This window comes from Rhodococcus sp. ACPA1 (assembly GCF_002300195.1).
Classification (GTDB): Bacteria; Actinomycetota; Actinomycetes; order Mycobacteriales; family Mycobacteriaceae; genus Rhodococcus_F; species Rhodococcus_F opacus.
Genome location: NZ_NSDX01000001.1, coordinates 602,098 through 618,202, shown reverse-complemented (window position 1 = coordinate 618,202; position 16,105 = coordinate 602,098). Strand labels below are relative to the sequence as shown.

General features: G+C 67.9%; 17 protein-coding genes. 8 read left to right on the top strand and 9 right to left on the bottom strand.

What is annotated here, in order from left to right; all coding sequences use genetic code 11:
• Window positions 1–5: 5 nt before the first annotated feature.
• The 4 genes from htpG to CJ177_RS02720 form a co-directional block, all read right to left on the bottom strand.
• Window positions 6–1,934, bottom strand: coding sequence for a molecular chaperone HtpG (gene htpG, locus CJ177_RS02735; RefSeq protein ID WP_007300228.1), 1,929 nt, complete (start codon window positions 1,932–1,934; stop codon window positions 6–8).
• 150 nt (window positions 1,935–2,084) lie between these two features.
• The gene (locus CJ177_RS02730; RefSeq protein WP_005253684.1) at window positions 2,085–2,297 is read right to left on the bottom strand and encodes a DUF4287 domain-containing protein; all 213 of its coding nucleotides are present in this window, start codon (window positions 2,295–2,297) and stop codon (window positions 2,085–2,087) included.
• Between the two features lie 66 nt (window positions 2,298–2,363).
• The gene (locus tag CJ177_RS02725; protein WP_095867226.1) at window positions 2,364–2,738 is read right to left on the bottom strand and encodes a type II toxin-antitoxin system death-on-curing family toxin; all 375 of its coding nucleotides are present in this window, start codon (window positions 2,736–2,738) and stop codon (window positions 2,364–2,366) included.
• Window positions 2,735–2,938 carry a CopG family transcriptional regulator gene (locus tag CJ177_RS02720; protein WP_095867225.1) on the bottom strand — a complete coding sequence of 68 codons (204 nt, stop codon included), beginning with the start codon at window positions 2,936–2,938 and terminating at the stop codon, window positions 2,735–2,737. The genes CJ177_RS02725 and CJ177_RS02720 overlap by 4 nt, the downstream gene beginning before the upstream one ends.
• Before the next feature lie 174 nt (window positions 2,939–3,112).
• Between CJ177_RS02720 and CJ177_RS02715 the strand changes: the two genes are divergently transcribed.
• Window positions 3,113–4,768, top strand: a complete 1,656-nt coding sequence (locus CJ177_RS02715) for an alkaline phosphatase D family protein (RefSeq protein ID WP_095867224.1) — start codon at window positions 3,113–3,115, stop codon at window positions 4,766–4,768.
• Here the strand turns inward: CJ177_RS02715 and CJ177_RS02710 are convergent.
• A complete protein-coding gene (locus CJ177_RS02710) occupies window positions 4,765–5,232 on the bottom strand; it encodes an SRPBCC family protein (RefSeq protein ID WP_025432170.1) in 468 nt (155 codons plus the stop codon). The two genes, CJ177_RS02715 and CJ177_RS02710, sit on opposite strands and share 4 nt — an antisense overlap.
• Window positions 5,233–5,370: 138 nt before the next feature.
• On the opposite strand from CJ177_RS02710, the gene CJ177_RS02705 reads away from it, so the two are divergent.
• Entirely contained in the window at window positions 5,371–7,446 is a 2,076-nt protein-coding gene (locus CJ177_RS02705) for a translation factor GTPase family protein (protein WP_095867223.1), read from the top strand.
• Window positions 7,447–7,573: 127 nt separating this feature from the next.
• On the top strand, window positions 7,574–7,933 hold the full coding sequence (locus tag CJ177_RS02700; RefSeq protein WP_025432168.1) for a hypothetical protein: 360 nt from the start codon (window positions 7,574–7,576) through the stop codon (window positions 7,931–7,933).
• Between the two features lie 7 nt (window positions 7,934–7,940).
• Here CJ177_RS02700 and CJ177_RS02695 read toward each other — a convergent pair whose 3' ends face one another.
• A complete protein-coding gene (locus CJ177_RS02695; RefSeq protein ID WP_061041629.1) occupies window positions 7,941–8,984 on the bottom strand; it encodes a helix-turn-helix transcriptional regulator in 1,044 nt (347 codons plus the stop codon).
• Window positions 8,985–9,070: 86 nt separating this feature from the next.
• On the opposite strand from CJ177_RS02695, the gene CJ177_RS02690 reads away from it, so the two are divergent.
• The 3 genes from CJ177_RS02690 (at window position 9,071) to CJ177_RS02680 (ending at window position 10,877) form a co-directional block, all read left to right on the top strand.
• Window positions 9,071–9,538, top strand: a complete 468-nt coding sequence (locus CJ177_RS02690) for a hypothetical protein (RefSeq protein WP_095867222.1) — start codon at window positions 9,071–9,073, stop codon at window positions 9,536–9,538.
• The gene (locus tag CJ177_RS02685; RefSeq protein ID WP_005239058.1) at window positions 9,535–9,939 is read left to right on the top strand and encodes a DUF1304 domain-containing protein; all 405 of its coding nucleotides are present in this window, start codon (window positions 9,535–9,537) and stop codon (window positions 9,937–9,939) included. The genes CJ177_RS02690 and CJ177_RS02685 overlap by 4 nt, the downstream gene beginning before the upstream one ends.
• Before the next feature lie 68 nt (window positions 9,940–10,007).
• Entirely contained in the window at window positions 10,008–10,877 is an 870-nt protein-coding gene (locus CJ177_RS02680) for a cutinase family protein (RefSeq protein ID WP_095867221.1), read from the top strand.
• Window positions 10,878–10,889: 12 nt separating this feature from the next.
• Here CJ177_RS02680 and CJ177_RS02675 read toward each other — a convergent pair whose 3' ends face one another.
• The gene (locus CJ177_RS02675; protein WP_095867220.1) at window positions 10,890–11,426 is read right to left on the bottom strand and encodes a helix-turn-helix domain-containing protein; all 537 of its coding nucleotides are present in this window, start codon (window positions 11,424–11,426) and stop codon (window positions 10,890–10,892) included.
• A gap of 55 nt (window positions 11,427–11,481) precedes the next feature.
• Between CJ177_RS02675 and CJ177_RS02670 the strand changes: the two genes are divergently transcribed.
• Window positions 11,482–12,882, top strand: a complete 1,401-nt coding sequence (locus CJ177_RS02670) for an MFS transporter (RefSeq protein WP_095867219.1) — start codon at window positions 11,482–11,484, stop codon at window positions 12,880–12,882.
• Here CJ177_RS02670 and ychF read toward each other — a convergent pair.
• Complete coding sequence (gene ychF / locus CJ177_RS02665) at window positions 12,872–13,951, bottom strand: redox-regulated ATPase YchF (RefSeq protein ID WP_005239054.1); 1,080 nt, start codon at window positions 13,949–13,951, stop codon at window positions 12,872–12,874. The genes CJ177_RS02670 and ychF overlap by 11 nt on opposite strands.
• A gap of 47 nt (window positions 13,952–13,998) precedes the next feature.
• Window positions 13,999–14,406 (bottom strand): CD225/dispanin family protein, encoded by a 408-nt coding sequence (locus CJ177_RS02660; protein WP_005239052.1) that lies wholly within the window; start codon window positions 14,404–14,406, stop codon window positions 13,999–14,001.
• A gap of 118 nt (window positions 14,407–14,524) precedes the next feature.
• Between CJ177_RS02660 and CJ177_RS02655 the strand changes: the two genes are divergently transcribed.
• Window positions 14,525–16,102: an FMN-binding glutamate synthase family protein gene (locus CJ177_RS02655; protein WP_095867218.1), complete on the top strand. Its 1,578-nt coding sequence runs from the start codon at window positions 14,525–14,527 to the stop codon at window positions 16,100–16,102.
• The last annotated feature ends 3 nt before the right edge of the window (window positions 16,103–16,105 follow it).

The window sequence follows — 16,105 nt, the reverse complement described above, 5'->3', positions numbered from 1 at the left end:
GTGAACTACACCGTCCTGGCGAGACGGTTGGCGAGCATGGTGGTGAACCGGGCGGGATCCTCGAGTTCGCCGCCCTCGGCCAGCAACGCCATCCCGTAGAGCAGCTCCGCGGTCTCCCCCAGCGCCGGATCCTCGTTGCGTTCGCCGTGCGCCTCCCGCAGCCCGGTGACGAGCGGGTGGGTCGGGTTCAGCTCGAGGATGCGCTTCGTGGTGGGGACGGGCTGTCCGGACGCCCGGTACATCCGCTCGAGTGCCGGCGACATGCTGAACGCGTCGCCGACGATGCAAGCCGGTGACGTGGTCAGCCGCGTCGACAGCCGCACCTCCTTGACCTGTTCGCTCAGCGCGTCGGCCATCCAGGAGAGCAGGCCGGCGAAGTCCTTTTCCTGCTCCTCCCGCTCCGACTCGTGCGCCTTCTTGTCTTCCTCGGTGTCGAGATCGACCTCACCCTTGGCGATCGACTGGAACGACTTGCCGTCGAATTCCGGCACGGCACCGACCCACATCTCGTCCACCGGATCGGTGAGCAGCAGCACCTCGAAGCCCTTCGCGCGGAAGGCCTCCATGTGCGGTGAGCTCTCGAGCAGCTGCCGGGATTCGCCGGTTGCGTAGAAGATCTGCTCCTGACCGTCCTTCATCCGCGCCACGTAGTCTTCGAGCGAGGTCAGCTCCTCCTCGCTGTGGGTGGACGCGAACGACGAGATACCCAGCAGCACATCCCGATTGTCGGTGTCCGACATCAGGCCTTCCTTGACCGCGCGGCCGAACTCCGCCCAGAACGTGCGGTAATCGTCGGGCCGCTCGGCCTTCAGGTCCTTGATCGTGGTGAGGACCTTCTTGGTGAGCCTGCGCCGGATGGCACGAATCTGCCGGTCCTGCTGAAGAATCTCACGTGACACGTTGAGGGACAGGTCCTGAGCGTCGACCACACCCTTGACGAAGCGGAGGTACTCCGGCATCAGCTGGTCGCAGTCGTCCATGATGAAGACGCGCTTGACGTACAGCTGCACACCCGTCTTCCCGTCCCGCATGAACAGGTCGAACGGCGCGTGGGACGGAATGAACAGCAGAGCCTGGAACTCGAACGTGCCCTCCGCCTTCATCGGGATGACCTCGAGCGGATCGTCCCAGGCGTGGGCGATGTGCTTGTAGAACTCCTTGTACTCGTCCTCGGAGACGTCGTCCTTCGAGCGCGCCCACAGCGCCTTCATCGAGTTGATCGTCTCGGAAGTCGTGGTGACCTCGTCCTCGCCGTCGCCCTCCGCGGGGACCGTACGCTCGACGTTCATCCGGATCGGCCACGCGATGAAGTCGGAGTAGCGCTTGACGAGCTCCCTGATCTTCCGTTCCGACGTGTAGTCGTGCAGGTGATCCTCGGCGTCCTCGGGCTTGAGGTGCAGGGTGACGGAGCTGCCTTGCGGGGCGTCGTCGACCGCTTCGATCGTGTACGTGGCCTCGCCGCTCGACTCCCAGCGCGTGGCCTCGCTCTCGCCTGCCTTCCGCGTCAGCAGGGTGACCTTGTCGGCGACCATGAACGTCGAGTAGAAGCCGATGCCGAACTGCCCGATCAGCTCCTCGGAGGCGGCGGCGTCCTTCGCTTCCTTCAACTTGCGGCGCAGGTCTGCGGTGCCGGACTTGGCCAGCGTGCCGATGAGGTCGACGACCTCCTCGTGGGACATGCCGATGCCGTTGTCGCGGACGGTGAGCGTGCGCTGCTCCGCGTCCACCTCGATCTCGATGTGCAGATCCGACGTGTCGACGTGGAGCTCCTTGTTGCGGAAGGCTTCGAGCCGCAACTTGTCCAGCGCATCCGACGCGTTGGAGATGAGCTCCCGCAGGAACGAGTCCTTGTTGGAGTACACCGAGTGGATCATGAGGTCCAGGAGCTGGCGGGTCTCCGCCTGGAACTCCAGTTGTTCGATTTTCGTGCTCACTTCGATTCCCTTCGACAGCAGAACCCTCGACACCAGATTCGTCGTCGGAATGATATCCCGCGGCCGAATACCGGATTCATCGCGGCGAGAGGTCCTGATCCGGCTGCGCCAGGGCGCCCGCGACCTCCGGCGCCGATCTGCCCGGAACCCTCAGCCGGCGGCGTCCTCCTTCAGGGTGTACGCGACCAACGCGTTGGCATGACCGTGACCGAGGCCGTGCTCGGACTTCAGCCAGCTCACCAACTCCATGTGCTTGGTCAGCTCGGACGACCGGATGAGCGTCTGCCATTCACTGATCGGCCGACCGTACTTCTCCTCGATCGACGGGAAATAGGACGCGGGGCCCTTCACTGGTTCAGCCATGTGCGACAGGCTAGCCGAACCCTCCGACACATACTGTCCGACAAGCATCTTCGGATGTAGCGACACTCAGACGGGACGCGCCCAATCGGCGAGCTGCCGCGACACCTCCCGGTACCCCCGCTCCCCGCTCGACACAGCGATGACCAAGTCGTACGCCGGATCTTCGGGAGCATCCAGGTCGTAACCGTTCAGTCCATAGAACACGTGAACCGCCAGCCAGGACAGCCTCTTGTTCCCGTCGACTAGCGCATGGTTCCTGGTCAGGGACTCGAGCAGAACGGCAGCCTTGTCGTGAATCGACGGGTACGCCTCCTCGCCGAGCAATGACGTCTGCGGACGATGAGCCGCCGAGTCGAGCAGTCCGAGGTCCCGGACGGACGCAACGCCGAGATCCTCAGCCAGCGCGAGCAAGTCCTCGAGAGTCAGGTAGTCGATCGTCACTGAGCGAGGCGGTCCAGCAAAGTGGCATACCGGTCGCGGCCGCGACGGGACAGCGCGCGAACCCGCTCGTCATGGGTGTGTCGGGCAGCAGCCTCCACGATCGCGCGGACGGTCGCCTCTTGTTTGCTGACACCTTGAGCGTCGGCGAGAAGCGTGAGCGCGCGCTCCTGCTCCTCAGTCAGTCGCAATGTCATGGCCATGTACCAATGATACCAAAGTGGTACCAGCTGACGGCACCTCCCGGCGAATCACCACGAGCCGCCGCGAACCGCACGACTCTTTCGCGACGGAAGCCTTCTCGGGTTTGCTCGGGGATCCGTAGGCTGAGCGTATGTATCCGTCACGCGCGAAGAGAATTCCGGCAAGGTGACGCCGTGGCGGAGCTGATTCTGGGGCCACTGCTGAGACATGTCGGCACGTGCGATGCGACGGTGTGGGTCGAGACGTCCGAGGCGTGCACCGTCCGGGTCCTCGGCCACGAGGAACGCACGTGGAACGTGTCGGGTCACCACTATGCACTCGTCGTCGTGGAGGGTCTGGAGCCAGGGTCGACCACCCCGTACGACGTGACCCTCGACGGCCGCCCGGTGTGGCCGCTGCCGAGCGCCGTCCCGTCGATGATCCGCACGCTCCGGGAGGACGACGACACGCTCGTCCTCACGTTCGGGTCGTGCCGGTTCGCCACGATGTCCACGACGGAGGGCAACCGGCACCTCGGCGCCGACGCCCTGGACGCGTATGCGGTGCGGATGGCCGAACAGTCGCCGGACCAGTGGCCCGACGCCCTGCTGCTGCTCGGGGATCAGGTGTACGCCGACGAACTCTCCCCCGAGACCGAGGCCCGGGTCGCCGAGATCCACGACGTGAACGAGCCACCGGGGCCGCAGGTGCGCAATTTCGAGGAGTACACCTGGCTCTACGCAGAGTCGTGGACGGACCCTCAGGTGCGCTGGCTGATGTCCACCGTGCCGACGTCGATGATCTTCGACGATCACGACGTCCGGGACGACTGGAACACCTCGGAATCCTGGCGCGACGAACTCGAGGCCACGTCGTGGTGGGAGGAGCGCATCGTCGGCGCGTTGTCGTCGTACTGGGTGTATCAGCACCTCGGGAACCTGGCGCCGAGCCACCTCGCCGAAAACGAACTGTATCAACGGGTTCGGAAGCACGGTGGCGACGTCGAGCCGATGCTCCGCGAATTCGCGTCTGCCGCCGACGAGGAAGCGGACGGGGCCAAGGGCACGCAATGGTCGTATCGCCGGGACCTCGGGGTCGCGCGGCTGCTCGTCATCGACTCGCGGTGCGGGCGTGTCCTCGCCGGCGGTCGCCGCGAGATGGTGTCCGACACCGAATTCTCCTGGATCGAACGTCAGACCGAGGGCGACTACGACCATCTGCTCGTCGGGACGTCTCTGCCGTGGTTGCTGCCTCGCGCCCTTCACGACCTGGAGTCCTGGGACGAACGCCTCGCCGCCGGATCCCGCGGCCCGCGGGTGGCGGCCGTGGCGGAGAAGATCCGGCGGGGGGCGGACCTGGAGCACTGGGCGGCGTTCCGCGACTCGTTCGACCGGTTGGCCCGCCTCTTCGCCGAGGTCGGCGCAGGACGCAAGGCCGGGCCGGCCGGCCGGGCGCCGTCCACCATCTCGGTGCTGTCCGGGGACGTCCACCACGCCTACGTCGCGCAGGCGCACTACGCAGAGAAGCTGCAGTCACTGGTGTATCAGCTGACGTGCTCGCCCCTGCACAACTACGTTCCGGCCGCCATGAAAGTGACGTTCCGGATCTCGTGGCGGCGCGCCACCGAGCGGACCGTGCGTTTCATCCTCGGCCGGGTGTCGCGGGTGCCACCCGTCCCCATCGACTGGTCGAAGGTCGCCGGACCGTTCTTCGGCGATCAGGTCGCGACGCTCCACCTGAACGGACGGGCCGCCCGCCTCGTGATGGAACAGGCACGCAACGGCAGCGACGGCACGCCCCGATTCAAGACCATGACCGACCTCGAGTTGACGACGGAAAGCGACGCCTAACGCTGCTCGGCCGCCGCCTTCAGCTGTGCGAGCCCCTTCTCGAAGTCCTTGCCCACCATCTTGTCCATCGGGAAGAGGAGTCCCACGATCGTGAAGAAGCGGTTGGTCTTGCCGGTCATCTGCCAGCGGACGGTGGTCCCGGCGCTGTTCGGCTCGAGGAGGAACGTCGTGACATTGTCGGCCTTGAACGGTTTGAGGAACTTCAGGTCGAGCACGACCTTGGAGCCGGGCACCGACTCGGTGATCAGCATCGACCCCGCCCCCGCCTTCCTATTGCCCTCCCAGGCATAGGCGGCGCCGACGCCCGACTCCGGGCCGGAGTACGTGCGTTTCAGGTCGGGATCGACGTTCTCCCACGGCGACCACGACTGCCACTGCCGGAAGTTGTCGAGAAGCGGCTGAACGACGTCGGGGCTCGCATCGATGACGGTGGAACGTTCGACGAGGAACTCGTCCGAAGCCATGCCGGTCTCCATTCGGTGTCGGGTGTGGTGGACCGACGTCGCGCCCACCTGTCCAGGTGGAAGATAACGCCTCACCGGCGGTCGCGCGCGCGGTATCGTCGGGAGCGACCCAACGACAGTGCTGTGGTGGGGGTAGCAGTGACGACCGAGACGGATCTGATCCGCAATATCGCTCTGGTGGGACATCAGGGTAACGGGAAGACGACGCTCGCGGAGGCGATGCTCTTCCGCGCCGGTGTCGTCACCCGGCCCGGACGCGTCGAGAGCGGTAACACCGTGCTCGACACCCAGCCCGAGGAGCACGACCGCACGCAGTCGCTGACGCTCGGCCTGGCCTCCTTCTCGTGGGGCGACTACCGGATCAACCTCCTGGACCCGCCGGGCTACGCCGATTTCGTCGGCGACGCGACGACCGCGCTCCGGGTCGCGGACGTCGCCGTGTTCGTGATCGACGGAGTCAGCGGTCTGCAGGTGAACGACGAGTTGCTGTGGCAGGTGGCCGGCGAGCGATCCATCCCGCGCATCCTGTTCGTGAACAAGATGGACAAGGAGCGGGCGTCGTTCGATGTCGTCCTGGCCGTGATCCGCGACCATTTCGGGTCGGGAGTCGAGCCGGTCGACCTGCCCGTCGGCGAAGCGTCGGCGTTCACCGGGGTCGCCGATCTCCTCACCGAGCACGTCATCCTCTACGACAGCGGGTCCGCGAACACGAGCGACGAACTGCCCGCCGATATCGCCGACCGCGAGCACGAACAGCACGAACATCTCGTGGAGGACGTGGTCGAGATCGAGGACGACCTGCTGTCGAAGTATCTCGACGGGGAGGACATCTCCGTGGCCGAACTCGAGCACGCGCTCCGCGCGGGTTTCGCGGCGGGCTCGCTGTGGCCGGTGCTGTGCGGGTCGGCCGTCGATGCGATCGCCGTCGACCGGTTGCTCGACTTCGTGTGCCGGATCGCGCCCGCACCGTCGGAGGTCCCGGGCATCGAGGTGCACGGTGACGGGGTAGCCAAGGTGCGCGGTGACGGGGTCGCCAAGGTGCGCGGTGACGGGGTGGCCGAGGTGGGGTGCGATCCGTCGGGGGACCCGCTCGCGTACGTCTTCAAGACGCAGACCGACGAATACGTCGGGCAGGTGGCGTTGGTGAAGATCCTGTCCGGCACCGTGCACGCCGATGACGTCCTCGTCAATCAACGCACCGGCGCGAAGGAGCGCCTGCACAACCTCCTTCGTGTCCTCGGCAGTAAACACACTGCGATCGACACCGCGGAGGCAGGCGACATCGTCGGCGCCATCAAGCTGACCGACGTGTCGACGGGCGACACCCTCGCGCCGATCGGCTCGTCCCTCACCGTGCCTCCGATCGTGCACCGGCGTCCGGTCTACGGGATCGCCGTGGCCGCCGAGAGCGCAGGCGACGAGGACAAACTGGCGACCGCCCTGGCGGAGCTCGTCAGCGACGACCCGACGCTGGAGGTGACCCGCGACAGCGAAACCCACCAGACGGTGGTCCGGGGCGCGGGCGACGTGCACGTGCAGGTGGCGCTGACCCGGTTGAAGCGGCGGTACGGCATCACCCTCCAGACCGAACCGGTCAAGATCGCTTACCGCGAGACGCTGCTCGGCACCGTGGAGACGGAGGGCCGCCACAAGAAGCAGAGCGGCGGCCACGGCCAGTTCGGGGTGGCGACGGTCCGCTTCGAGCCGCTCCCCCGCGACGAAGGCTACGAGTTCGTCGACGAGACCCGCGGTGGAGTGATACCCAAGTCCCTCATTCCCGCGGTCGGCAAGGGGATCGCCGAATCGATGGGACGCGGAGGCAGGCACGGGTTTCCGCTCGTCGACCTGCGGGCCACCGTTCTCGACGGCAAGCATCACTCGGTCGACTCCGACGATTTCAGCTTCCGGATGGCGGGGGCGCTCGCCCTCCGGGCGGCCATCGACAAGGTGGGCACCCTCGTCCTCGAACCCGTCGACCACGTCGAGGTCACGGTGCCGTCGGCGCTTCAGGGTGACGTGATGGCGGATCTCGGACGGCGGCGCGGCCAGATCGAGGGCACCGAACCGGCAGGGGACGGCGAGGTCACCGTGATCGCGTCGGTGCCGACGAGCGAGGTCACCGACTATCCGGTCGCCCTGCGCTCGATGACACACGGACGTGGCCGTCTCGCACTGAGTTTCAAGTGCTACCAGGAGCGGCCCGAACCGCGCTGACAGTGCCCTTCCAGCGTGCACGCAGCGTTCTCCCAGCCTCCCGCGGTGTAGTGGTGTCTCACTCACACAGAAGGGAACGGCATCGATCATGCGTTCACAATTGGTTCGCGGCATCGGTGGAGCGGCGATGGCTGTCGGTCTCGCATGTTCCGTCGTCGCGTGTAGTTCGGGCGAGTCGTCGTCCGGCACTTCGTCGACCGGCACCAGCAGCGCCGCCGTGGAGGGCGGCGCCCCGCCCGCGGCGATGAGCGACGAACTGCAGGCCTGCCTCGAGGAGAACGGCGTACCCGCACCGCCCGACCAGGCCGGCGGCGGCGCACCGGGCGGAATGGCGCCGCCCAGCGGCGAGATGACACCGCCGGAGGGCGGCGACGGTTCGACCCCGCCTGAGGGCGGAACTCCGGACGCGTCGAGCACTCCTCCCGGGGTGGACGGTTCGACGTGGGCGGCCGCGCAGGAGGCGTGTTCCGGCGGGGCCGGTTCGTGAGCCGCAGCTAGTGCTCGCGACCGGTCCGCAGCCGCGCGGCGAGTTCCGCGCGGCTGCGGACCCCGGCCTTCGCGTACACCGATTTCAGGTGGTCCTGGACGGTGTTCACCGTGATGCCGCGGCGGCCCGCGATCTCGGACGTCGCGTAGCCGGCGATCACGTCGGCGCACACATCACGTTCGCGTGCGGTCACCGCATAGGCCGCGAGCAGCAGTCCCGTGAGCTCGCCGCCGACCGCGGGTTCGAGGGTGACCACCGTCTGCGGTTCGTCGCCGCCGATCAGGGCCGTGGCGCGCACCAGAATCCAGCCCCCTTCCGCATCGCGGACGCGCGCCTTGAAGATCCCCGAACCGCTGGACCGCGCCCCGAACGTCGCCGCTCGCAACACGACGGTCAGCCTGCCCGGGGCCACCTCGTCGAAGCGATCCTGCCAACCGCGGGCAGCGGCCGTGAGCGCGACCGGATCGCCGGCGGCATCGGTCAGCACCACCGCCGGACCCTGGTCGCCGCCACCGGAGATCGCCGGGGCGTGCACGGACGCGGCCCGTGTCGCGACCGCCAGGCCGGGGGCCACGAGCGTGAGGAACTCGAGCTCGCGGTCGGTGAAATCCGGTCCGGACCGCACGAATCCGGCTGCGCCCCAGCACACGCCGTCGACGCGGAACACGATGCGGACCTCGCTGCCGAGCCCCAGCGGTGCCCACACCGCGCCGTGACGGAGGCTGTGCGCGACCTCGTCCGCGGGGAGGTCCGAGGCCCGCGCGACGGTTCGGCCACTGCGGGCGAGTTCGGCGAACGTGCCCGGATCGTCGCCGTTGTACTCGGATTCGGCGAGCAGCGGCTCGTACTGCTGCGGTATCCGGCTGCGCCCGCTGGTCATCGAACTGATCGCGAGTGTCTCCGGGTCGAGCATCGCCCAGCACGTCAGGTCGCTGCGCACCGTCTCACCGACCAATTCGAGGGCGCGCTCGTGCAGCTGCGTGACACCGGCGCCCGATCCCGCGACCGCGAGCACCTCCCGGCGCAGCTTTTCCGCCCGGACCTCCAGCATGAACACAGTATGCGCTGGTCACAGGCACACCACCATCCCAGATTCCTGGGATGGGCAGCAGGGTGCGCCGATCCTACCGTCGCAGTATGTCCACCCACGTTCACGTAATCAGAGCGGGCTACGGCCGCCGCCTCACCGCGCCGGACGCCGACATCACGGTCCTGGTCGGCGGCGATCACGCCGGCGGGGCGTACGAAGTCTTCCTCGTCGAAGCGTCCCGGAATGCGCCGGACGGCCCGCTGCACGCCGAACCGTGGTCGAAGTCCTACCACGTGCTGCGCGGCCGGATTCTCGTCCAGGCCGGAGACACCGGGTACGAGCTCGCGGCGGGGGAAACCATCGCCATCGAGGCGGGAACGATGAATACGTTCACGGCCCTCTCCGAGTCCGCCGACTTCCTCCTCGTCACCGCCGGGGCGTCCAACAGCCGCTTCTTCGGTGATCTCGACGCGGTCGGGCGCGGCAGGCACTCGCCGGAGGAGATGGACCGGCTGCTGCACGAGGTCACCGATCGGTACGGCGTCGAACTCGCGACCGGGGCGGGTGCGCCGTGATCATCGTCGCGCAGATCGCCACACTGATCGCCGCGGGCGTGCACCTGCTGGCGTTCGTGTGGGAATCGTTCCTGTTCCGCAGGCCGTCGGTGCACGAGGGTATCTTCCGCATCCCGAGCGGCGACGTGCCCGCCGCCCATCTGTGGGCGTTCAACGTCGGTTTCTACAACCTGTTCCTCGGTTCCGGCGCCATCGCCGGCGTCATCCTGTGGTGGGCGGGTCACGACACTCCGGGTCGGACGCTCGTCGTCTACACCTGCCTGTTCATGTTTCTGGCCGGCATCGCCCTGGCCGTGTCGGACCGCATGGCGCTCAGCCGACAGCGCGGCGACGGCGTCGTCGGTGCGCTGTCACAGAGCGTGCCCCCGCTGCTGGCCCTGATCGCGCTGGCGATCGGGTGACAACCCACGGCGTCCGATTGCCAGGAACTTCTCAGGGTCGACCGAACGGATCCTTACTCGCGGTCGGCATGATGGGAGCCATGTCCCAGGTGACCGTTCTCGCTGTCGGTGGCACCGGAGAGTCCCACCCCGATGACCACCGACGCCACGTCACCGGACTGTTGCGTGACGTCACCGACGCCCTCGACGACCGATTCGCGTCGCGGTGGGTCGGCTATCCGGCGTCATACGGGCCGGTCGCCGCGGGCGGACTGAGTTACCGGCAGAGCACCGAGGTCGGAGTCCGCCGCTTGATCGACGCCATGGAGGACGCTCCCGGACCGGTCATGCTGATCGGGTACTCGCAGGGATGCACCGTGATCCGCGAGGTGCTCGGGCAGATAGCCTCCGGCGCCCTGCGCGCCGACAACCTCTCCGCGGTGGGTCTCGTCTCCGACCCCGAGCAACCCGCGGGGGTGGTACCGGGCTGCCGCGGGCGCGGTGTCGCGGGCGACGGCGCCCCGATCCCCGACTCCGTACCGGTCCAGTGGATCGCGCACCCGGACGACATGATCTGCAATGCCAGCGAAGACAGCTATGTGCGCGACATCGCGGACCTCACCCGGTGGATGTCGTTTCGCGCGATGCGGACGTGGCTTGCGCAGACGTGGGAACTGATCCGCCACAACAGCTTCCAGAACGCGGCCAGGACACGTGTCAGCCCTCGGCAGTGGCGCACCGACCTGCGCCGCCTGCGGACCGCGGCGATCGAGGTGCTCGGCTACCTTCCGCCGCGCCTCACCTGGCGCGGTGTGCGCGTCGTCAACGCACGGGGCGGGCGGCACGTCGCGTACGCCAGCGAACCACTCGATGCGAGCGGGCTCACCGGATGCCAGATCCTCGCCCAGTGGCTGCAGGTGCGGGCGACGTTCGAACCGCCCCTGCGCGTCGCGGCGTAAGGGTCGCGCCGATCAGGCGTCGCCGCGCGGACGCAGCGGAGTGAGCATCCGGCGGGGTGCACGCAGAGCCACGGCGACGGCGTCGCTGCGGGGACGGACGGCCTCCCCCGGTCCGGGCGCGACCACCAGGTCCTCGGGGCCCGGGATCGTGCCGCAGTCGGGGCACCGCCCGAAACGATCGAGTTGCGTTCCGCACTCCGCGTGCGAGAACACGCGGCCCGGGTAGCTGCCGGGCGACACGTACTGCTCACCCCATTGCGACAGCGCATAGATGCTCGGCCACAGCGCCTTTCCTGCCTCGGTGAGTTCGTACTCGGGATGACCGCCGTCGGCGACCCGGACGAGGACGCCGGCCTCGACGAGAGCGGTCAGCCGATCCGTCAGGACGGCGCGCGAGATGTCGAGGTGGGCGAGCAGGTCACTGAAGCGGCGGACGCCGTAGAAACAGTCGCGCAGCACGAGCATCGTCCACCGCTCACCCACCACCTCGAGGGCGCGAGCGAGATTGCAGTTCTGCTGCGAGTACCCGGTTCCCAGTGCCACTCCCACATGCTATCGCAACCCAGTCTTGTCACCAGACCAAATTAGTTCTAAGTTCAGTCTTGTGAACAGACCAACAGCGGTTGCCCCACCGATCCGCGCACACACTCCCCGCCCGGAGACCACGCTGGCCGTCGCGTCGCTCGGGACGTTCGTCGCCCTGGTCGCGTTCTGTGCCCCGCTCGGCAACATGCCCACCGTTGCCGCGGCTCTGTCGGCAGGCCCCCCAGCGCAGACGTGGATTCTCAGTTCGATGAGCGTCGGCCTCGCCGCGGTCCTGCTCACCGCGGGCGCGCTCGCCGACGACTACGGGAGGCGCCGGGTGTTCCACTGGGGTGCCTGGCTTCTCGCGCTGGGCGCAGTGGTCGGCGCGGTCAGCCAGGAACCCGTGCTGTTCATCGTCGGACGACTGATCCAGGGAGTGGCGGGCGCGGCATTGATCGCGGCCAGCCTCGGCGCCGTCGCACACGCCTTCACCCCGCCCGCGGCAAGGGCGACGGCGAGTGGAATCTGGGGCGCGAGCGTCGGCGCCGGCATCGCCGTCGGTCCCGTCCTCGCGGGCCTCCTCGACCTCGCCGGGTGGTGGCGCGGCCTGTACTGGGCACTCGCCGTCGCATCGCTCGTGATCGGGCAGGTCGCGACGCGCGCGCTCGCGGAGTCACACTCCGCCGTCCCCAAGCGGATAGACGTCCCCGGAGCGGTCACGCTGTGCGCCGCGATGGTCCTGGTGCTCGTCGCACTCGTCGAGGGCAGGCAGGGAAACACCGCCGCCACCGTGCTCTGCGGCGTCGGCGCGGCCGTGTTCACCCTCGCCTTCGTCACGGTCGAGCGGCGGCGACCGTTCCCGATGCTCGACCTCGCGTTGTTCCGCCGACGCGACTTCCTGGCCGCCACCCTCGCGGCCCTCGCGACCGGGGCGGGCATCATCGGCCTGATGTCGTTCGCATGCACGTTCCTGGTCAAGACGATGCACGTCAGCACCCTAGCCGCAGCCGGGGTGATCGCCCTGTGGTCGGGCACGAGCGTCGTGGCATCGCTGCTGGCGCGGAAACTGCCGGCGCGACTCGCCGGATCACCGCAACTCGTCATCGGACTCGCCGGTGTCGGCGTCGCCATGCTCACGATGACGGGCCTCTCCCCCGACTCGTCCCTGCTGCGACTGGTCCCGGGACTACTTCTCGCCGGCGTCGCCAGCGGACTCCTCAACGCCGGGCTCGGCCGCCAAGCCGTCGCGAGCGTGCCCGCCGACCAGGGTGGACTCGGCAGCGGCGCCAACAACACCGCCCGCTACCTCGGCTCGTCCATCGGCGTCACCGTCGTCAGCATCATCGCCCTCGACCCGGCAGGCACCGTCGACGGCATGGTGTCCGGCTGGAACTACGCCGCCGTCACCACGGGGCTGATCTCCCTCGTCGGCGCAGGGGTGGTCGGGTTGCTGGTGCGGGGAGCAGCCGTCAGACGTTGAAGCGGAACTCCACCACGTCGCCGTCGGCCATGATGTAGTCCTTGCCCTCCATACGGACCTTGCCCGCGGCCTTGGCGGCGGCCATGGATCCGGCGGCGACGAGGTCGTCGAAGGAGACGATCTCGGCCTTGATGAAGCCGCGCTCGAAGTCGGTGTGGATGACGCCGGCGGCCTGCGGGGCGGTGTCGCCCTTGTGGATGGTCCAGGCGCGGGATTCCTTGGGACCTGCGGTGAGGTAGGTCTGCAGGCCGAGGGTGTGGAAGCCGGTGCGGGCGAGTGCGTGCAGGCCGGGCTCGGACTGTCCGATGGAGTCGAGCATCTCCTGCCGGTCCTCTTCGTCCAGCTCCAGTAGCTCCTGCTCGACCTTGGCGTCGAGGAACACGGAGTCCGCGGGGGCGACGGAGGCGCGCAGTTCGGCGACCTTCGCTTCGTCGGTGAGCACGGCCTCGTCGGCGTTGAACACGTACAGGAACGGCTTGGTGGTGAGCAGGCTCAGCTCGCGCAGCAGCGAGAAGTCCAGCTTGTCCTTCGCGCTGAACAGGGTCTTGCCCTCGTCGAGGACTTCCTGCGCCTTCAGCGCCTCTTCGTGGATGGGCTTGAGTTCCTTGTTCTTCTTCGCTTCCTTCTCCAGACGCGGCAGGGCCTTCTCCAGCGTCTGCATGTCGGCGATGACGAGCTCGGTCTCGATCACCTCGATGTCGGACGCCGGGTCGACGCGGCCGTCGACGTGTACGACGTCGTCGTCGTTGAAGACGCGAACCACCTGGCAGATCGCGTCGGCCTCGCGGATGTTGGCGAGGAACTTGTTGCCGAGGCCGGCGCCCTCGGAGGCGCCCTTGACGATGCCGGCGATGTCGACGAACGACACCGTGGCGGGCAGGATGCGCTCGGAACCGAAGATCCGGGCGAGCTCGGACAGCCGCGGATCGGGCAGTTCGACCAGGCCGACGTTGGGTTCGATGGTCGCGAACGGGTAGTTCGCGGCCAGCACGTCGTTGTTGGTCAGCGCGTTGAACAAGGTGGACTTGCCGACGTTGGGCAGTCCGACGATTCCGAGGGTAAGGCTCACGGTCGTTGGATTCTACGGCGTCGGCGTCCGATCAACGACCATCGGCCTCACCAGCTGGAGGTATCGCTGTTCGCGACGAGGGCGATGATCAGGATGGCGTACCCGATGACGAAGACGACGATCAGCGCCACCCAGATCCACAGGGCGATCTTGCCGAGCGCCTTGGCGCGGTCGGACGCGTACTGGGCGCCCTGGTAGTCGCCCATCGCCCACTTGGGGTACACGTCGTGGACGTGGTTGAACGCGGCGAACGCGAGCGGCCAGAAGAAGAGGACGGCAGCCACCGCCCACCCGGCGTTCGAGGGCGGCAGCGGCGGCGGGCCGTACTGGCCCGGGTACGACTGCGGCGGCTGCTGTTGCTGCGTCGGGTACTGGTAGCCGTACGCACCCGTGTCGCCGGGCTTCGGCGGCACCGGATTGCTCGACGATTCCGGATTGCTCGGTGACTCCGACATGACTCCCCCTGTCGTGGCAGCTGACCTCGTGCGTCCACTATCCCACCTGCCTCCCCCGTGAGTGGGAAAGTGCGCCGGAGTACGCGTCGGCACTCACGTGAGGTTCTAGTCTCAGCGAGTGACCCGCTGGTTGATCGTCCTCGCGTTATGGATCCTCGGACTGGGCACCCTGGCCCTGACCCTCGGTGTGGCCACCGGATGGTGGTTCGCCGCGGTCGTCCTTCTCGCGCTCGCAGCCCTGGGGACGTGGGATCTGCTGCAACGGCGGCACAGCATTCTGCGGAACTATCCGATGCTGGGGCACGCACGGTTCCTGCTCGAGAAGATTCGCCCCGAGATCCAGCAGTACTTCGTCGAATCGTCCACGGATGGAACGCCCTTCGACCGCGACACCCGCGACCTCGTCTACGAGCGGGCCAAGGGGACCCTCGCCGAGGAGCCGTTCGGCACCGAACGGGACGTGCACGCCGTCGGCTACGAGTTCATGGCCCACTCGCTGCGCGCCCGGATGGCACCGCCCGAGCCGCCGACCGTGCGCATCGGCGGCCCCGACTGCGAACAGCCCTACGACATCGCGCTTCTCAACGTGTCGGCGATGAGCTTCGGCTCGCTCTCCGCGAACGCCATCGAAGCCCTCAACGCCGGCGCCGCGCGCGGCGGGTTCGCGCACGACACCGGCGAGGGCGCGATCAGCCCGTATCACCGCAAGCACGGCGGCGACCTGATCTGGGAGATCGCGTCCGGCTACTTCGGCTGCCGGACGGACGACGGCCACTTCGACCCCGGCAAGTTCGCCGAACACGCGGCACTCGATCAGGTGAAGGCGATTTCGATCAAGCTGTCGCAGGGCGCGAAACCCGGGCTCGGCGGTGTGCTGCCCGGGGCGAAGGTGTCGCGGGAGATCGCCGAGACGCGCGGCGTGCCGGTCGGACAGACGGTGATCTCCCCGCCCTCGCACACCGCGTTCTCCACCCCGAACGAGCTGATCGACTTCATCGTCACCCTGCGAACGCTCTCCGGCGGCAAACCCGTCGGGTTCAAATTGTGCGTCGGATCGCGCACCGAGTTCCTCGGCATCTGTAAGGCGATGCTCGAACGCGACGTCACCCCGGACTTCGTCGTCGTCGACGGCTCCGAGGGCGGAACCGGTGCAGGTCCAGTGGAATTCGAGGACAACATGGGCATGCCCCTCACCGAGGGGCTGATGCTCGTGCACAACGCGCTCACCGGCGCCGGACTGCGGAACCGCATCAAGATCGGCGCGTCCGGGAAGGTCGCCAGCGCATCCGACATCGTCAAACGGATCATCCAGGGCGCCGACTTCACCCTGGCCGCCCGCGCGATGATGTTCGCCGTCGGGTGTATCCAGGCGCAGATGTGCCACACGAACCGCTGCCCCGTCGGGGTGACGACCCAGGACCCGGCGCGGACCCGCGCACTCGACGTCCCCGACAAGGCGGCCAGGGTGTTCCGGTTCCAGAAGTCGACGGTGGCCGGCGCCCAGCAGATGGTGGCATCGATGGGTCTCGACAGCTTCGACCAACTGACACCGTCGATGCTCAACCGGCGGATCGACGGGGTCACCACCCGCACCTACGCGGAACTGTACGAGTGGCTGATGCCCGGCGAACTGCTCGAGGATCCGCCGTCGGATTGGCTCACCGACTGGATCGACGCCGATTCGTCTCGCTTCTGACGT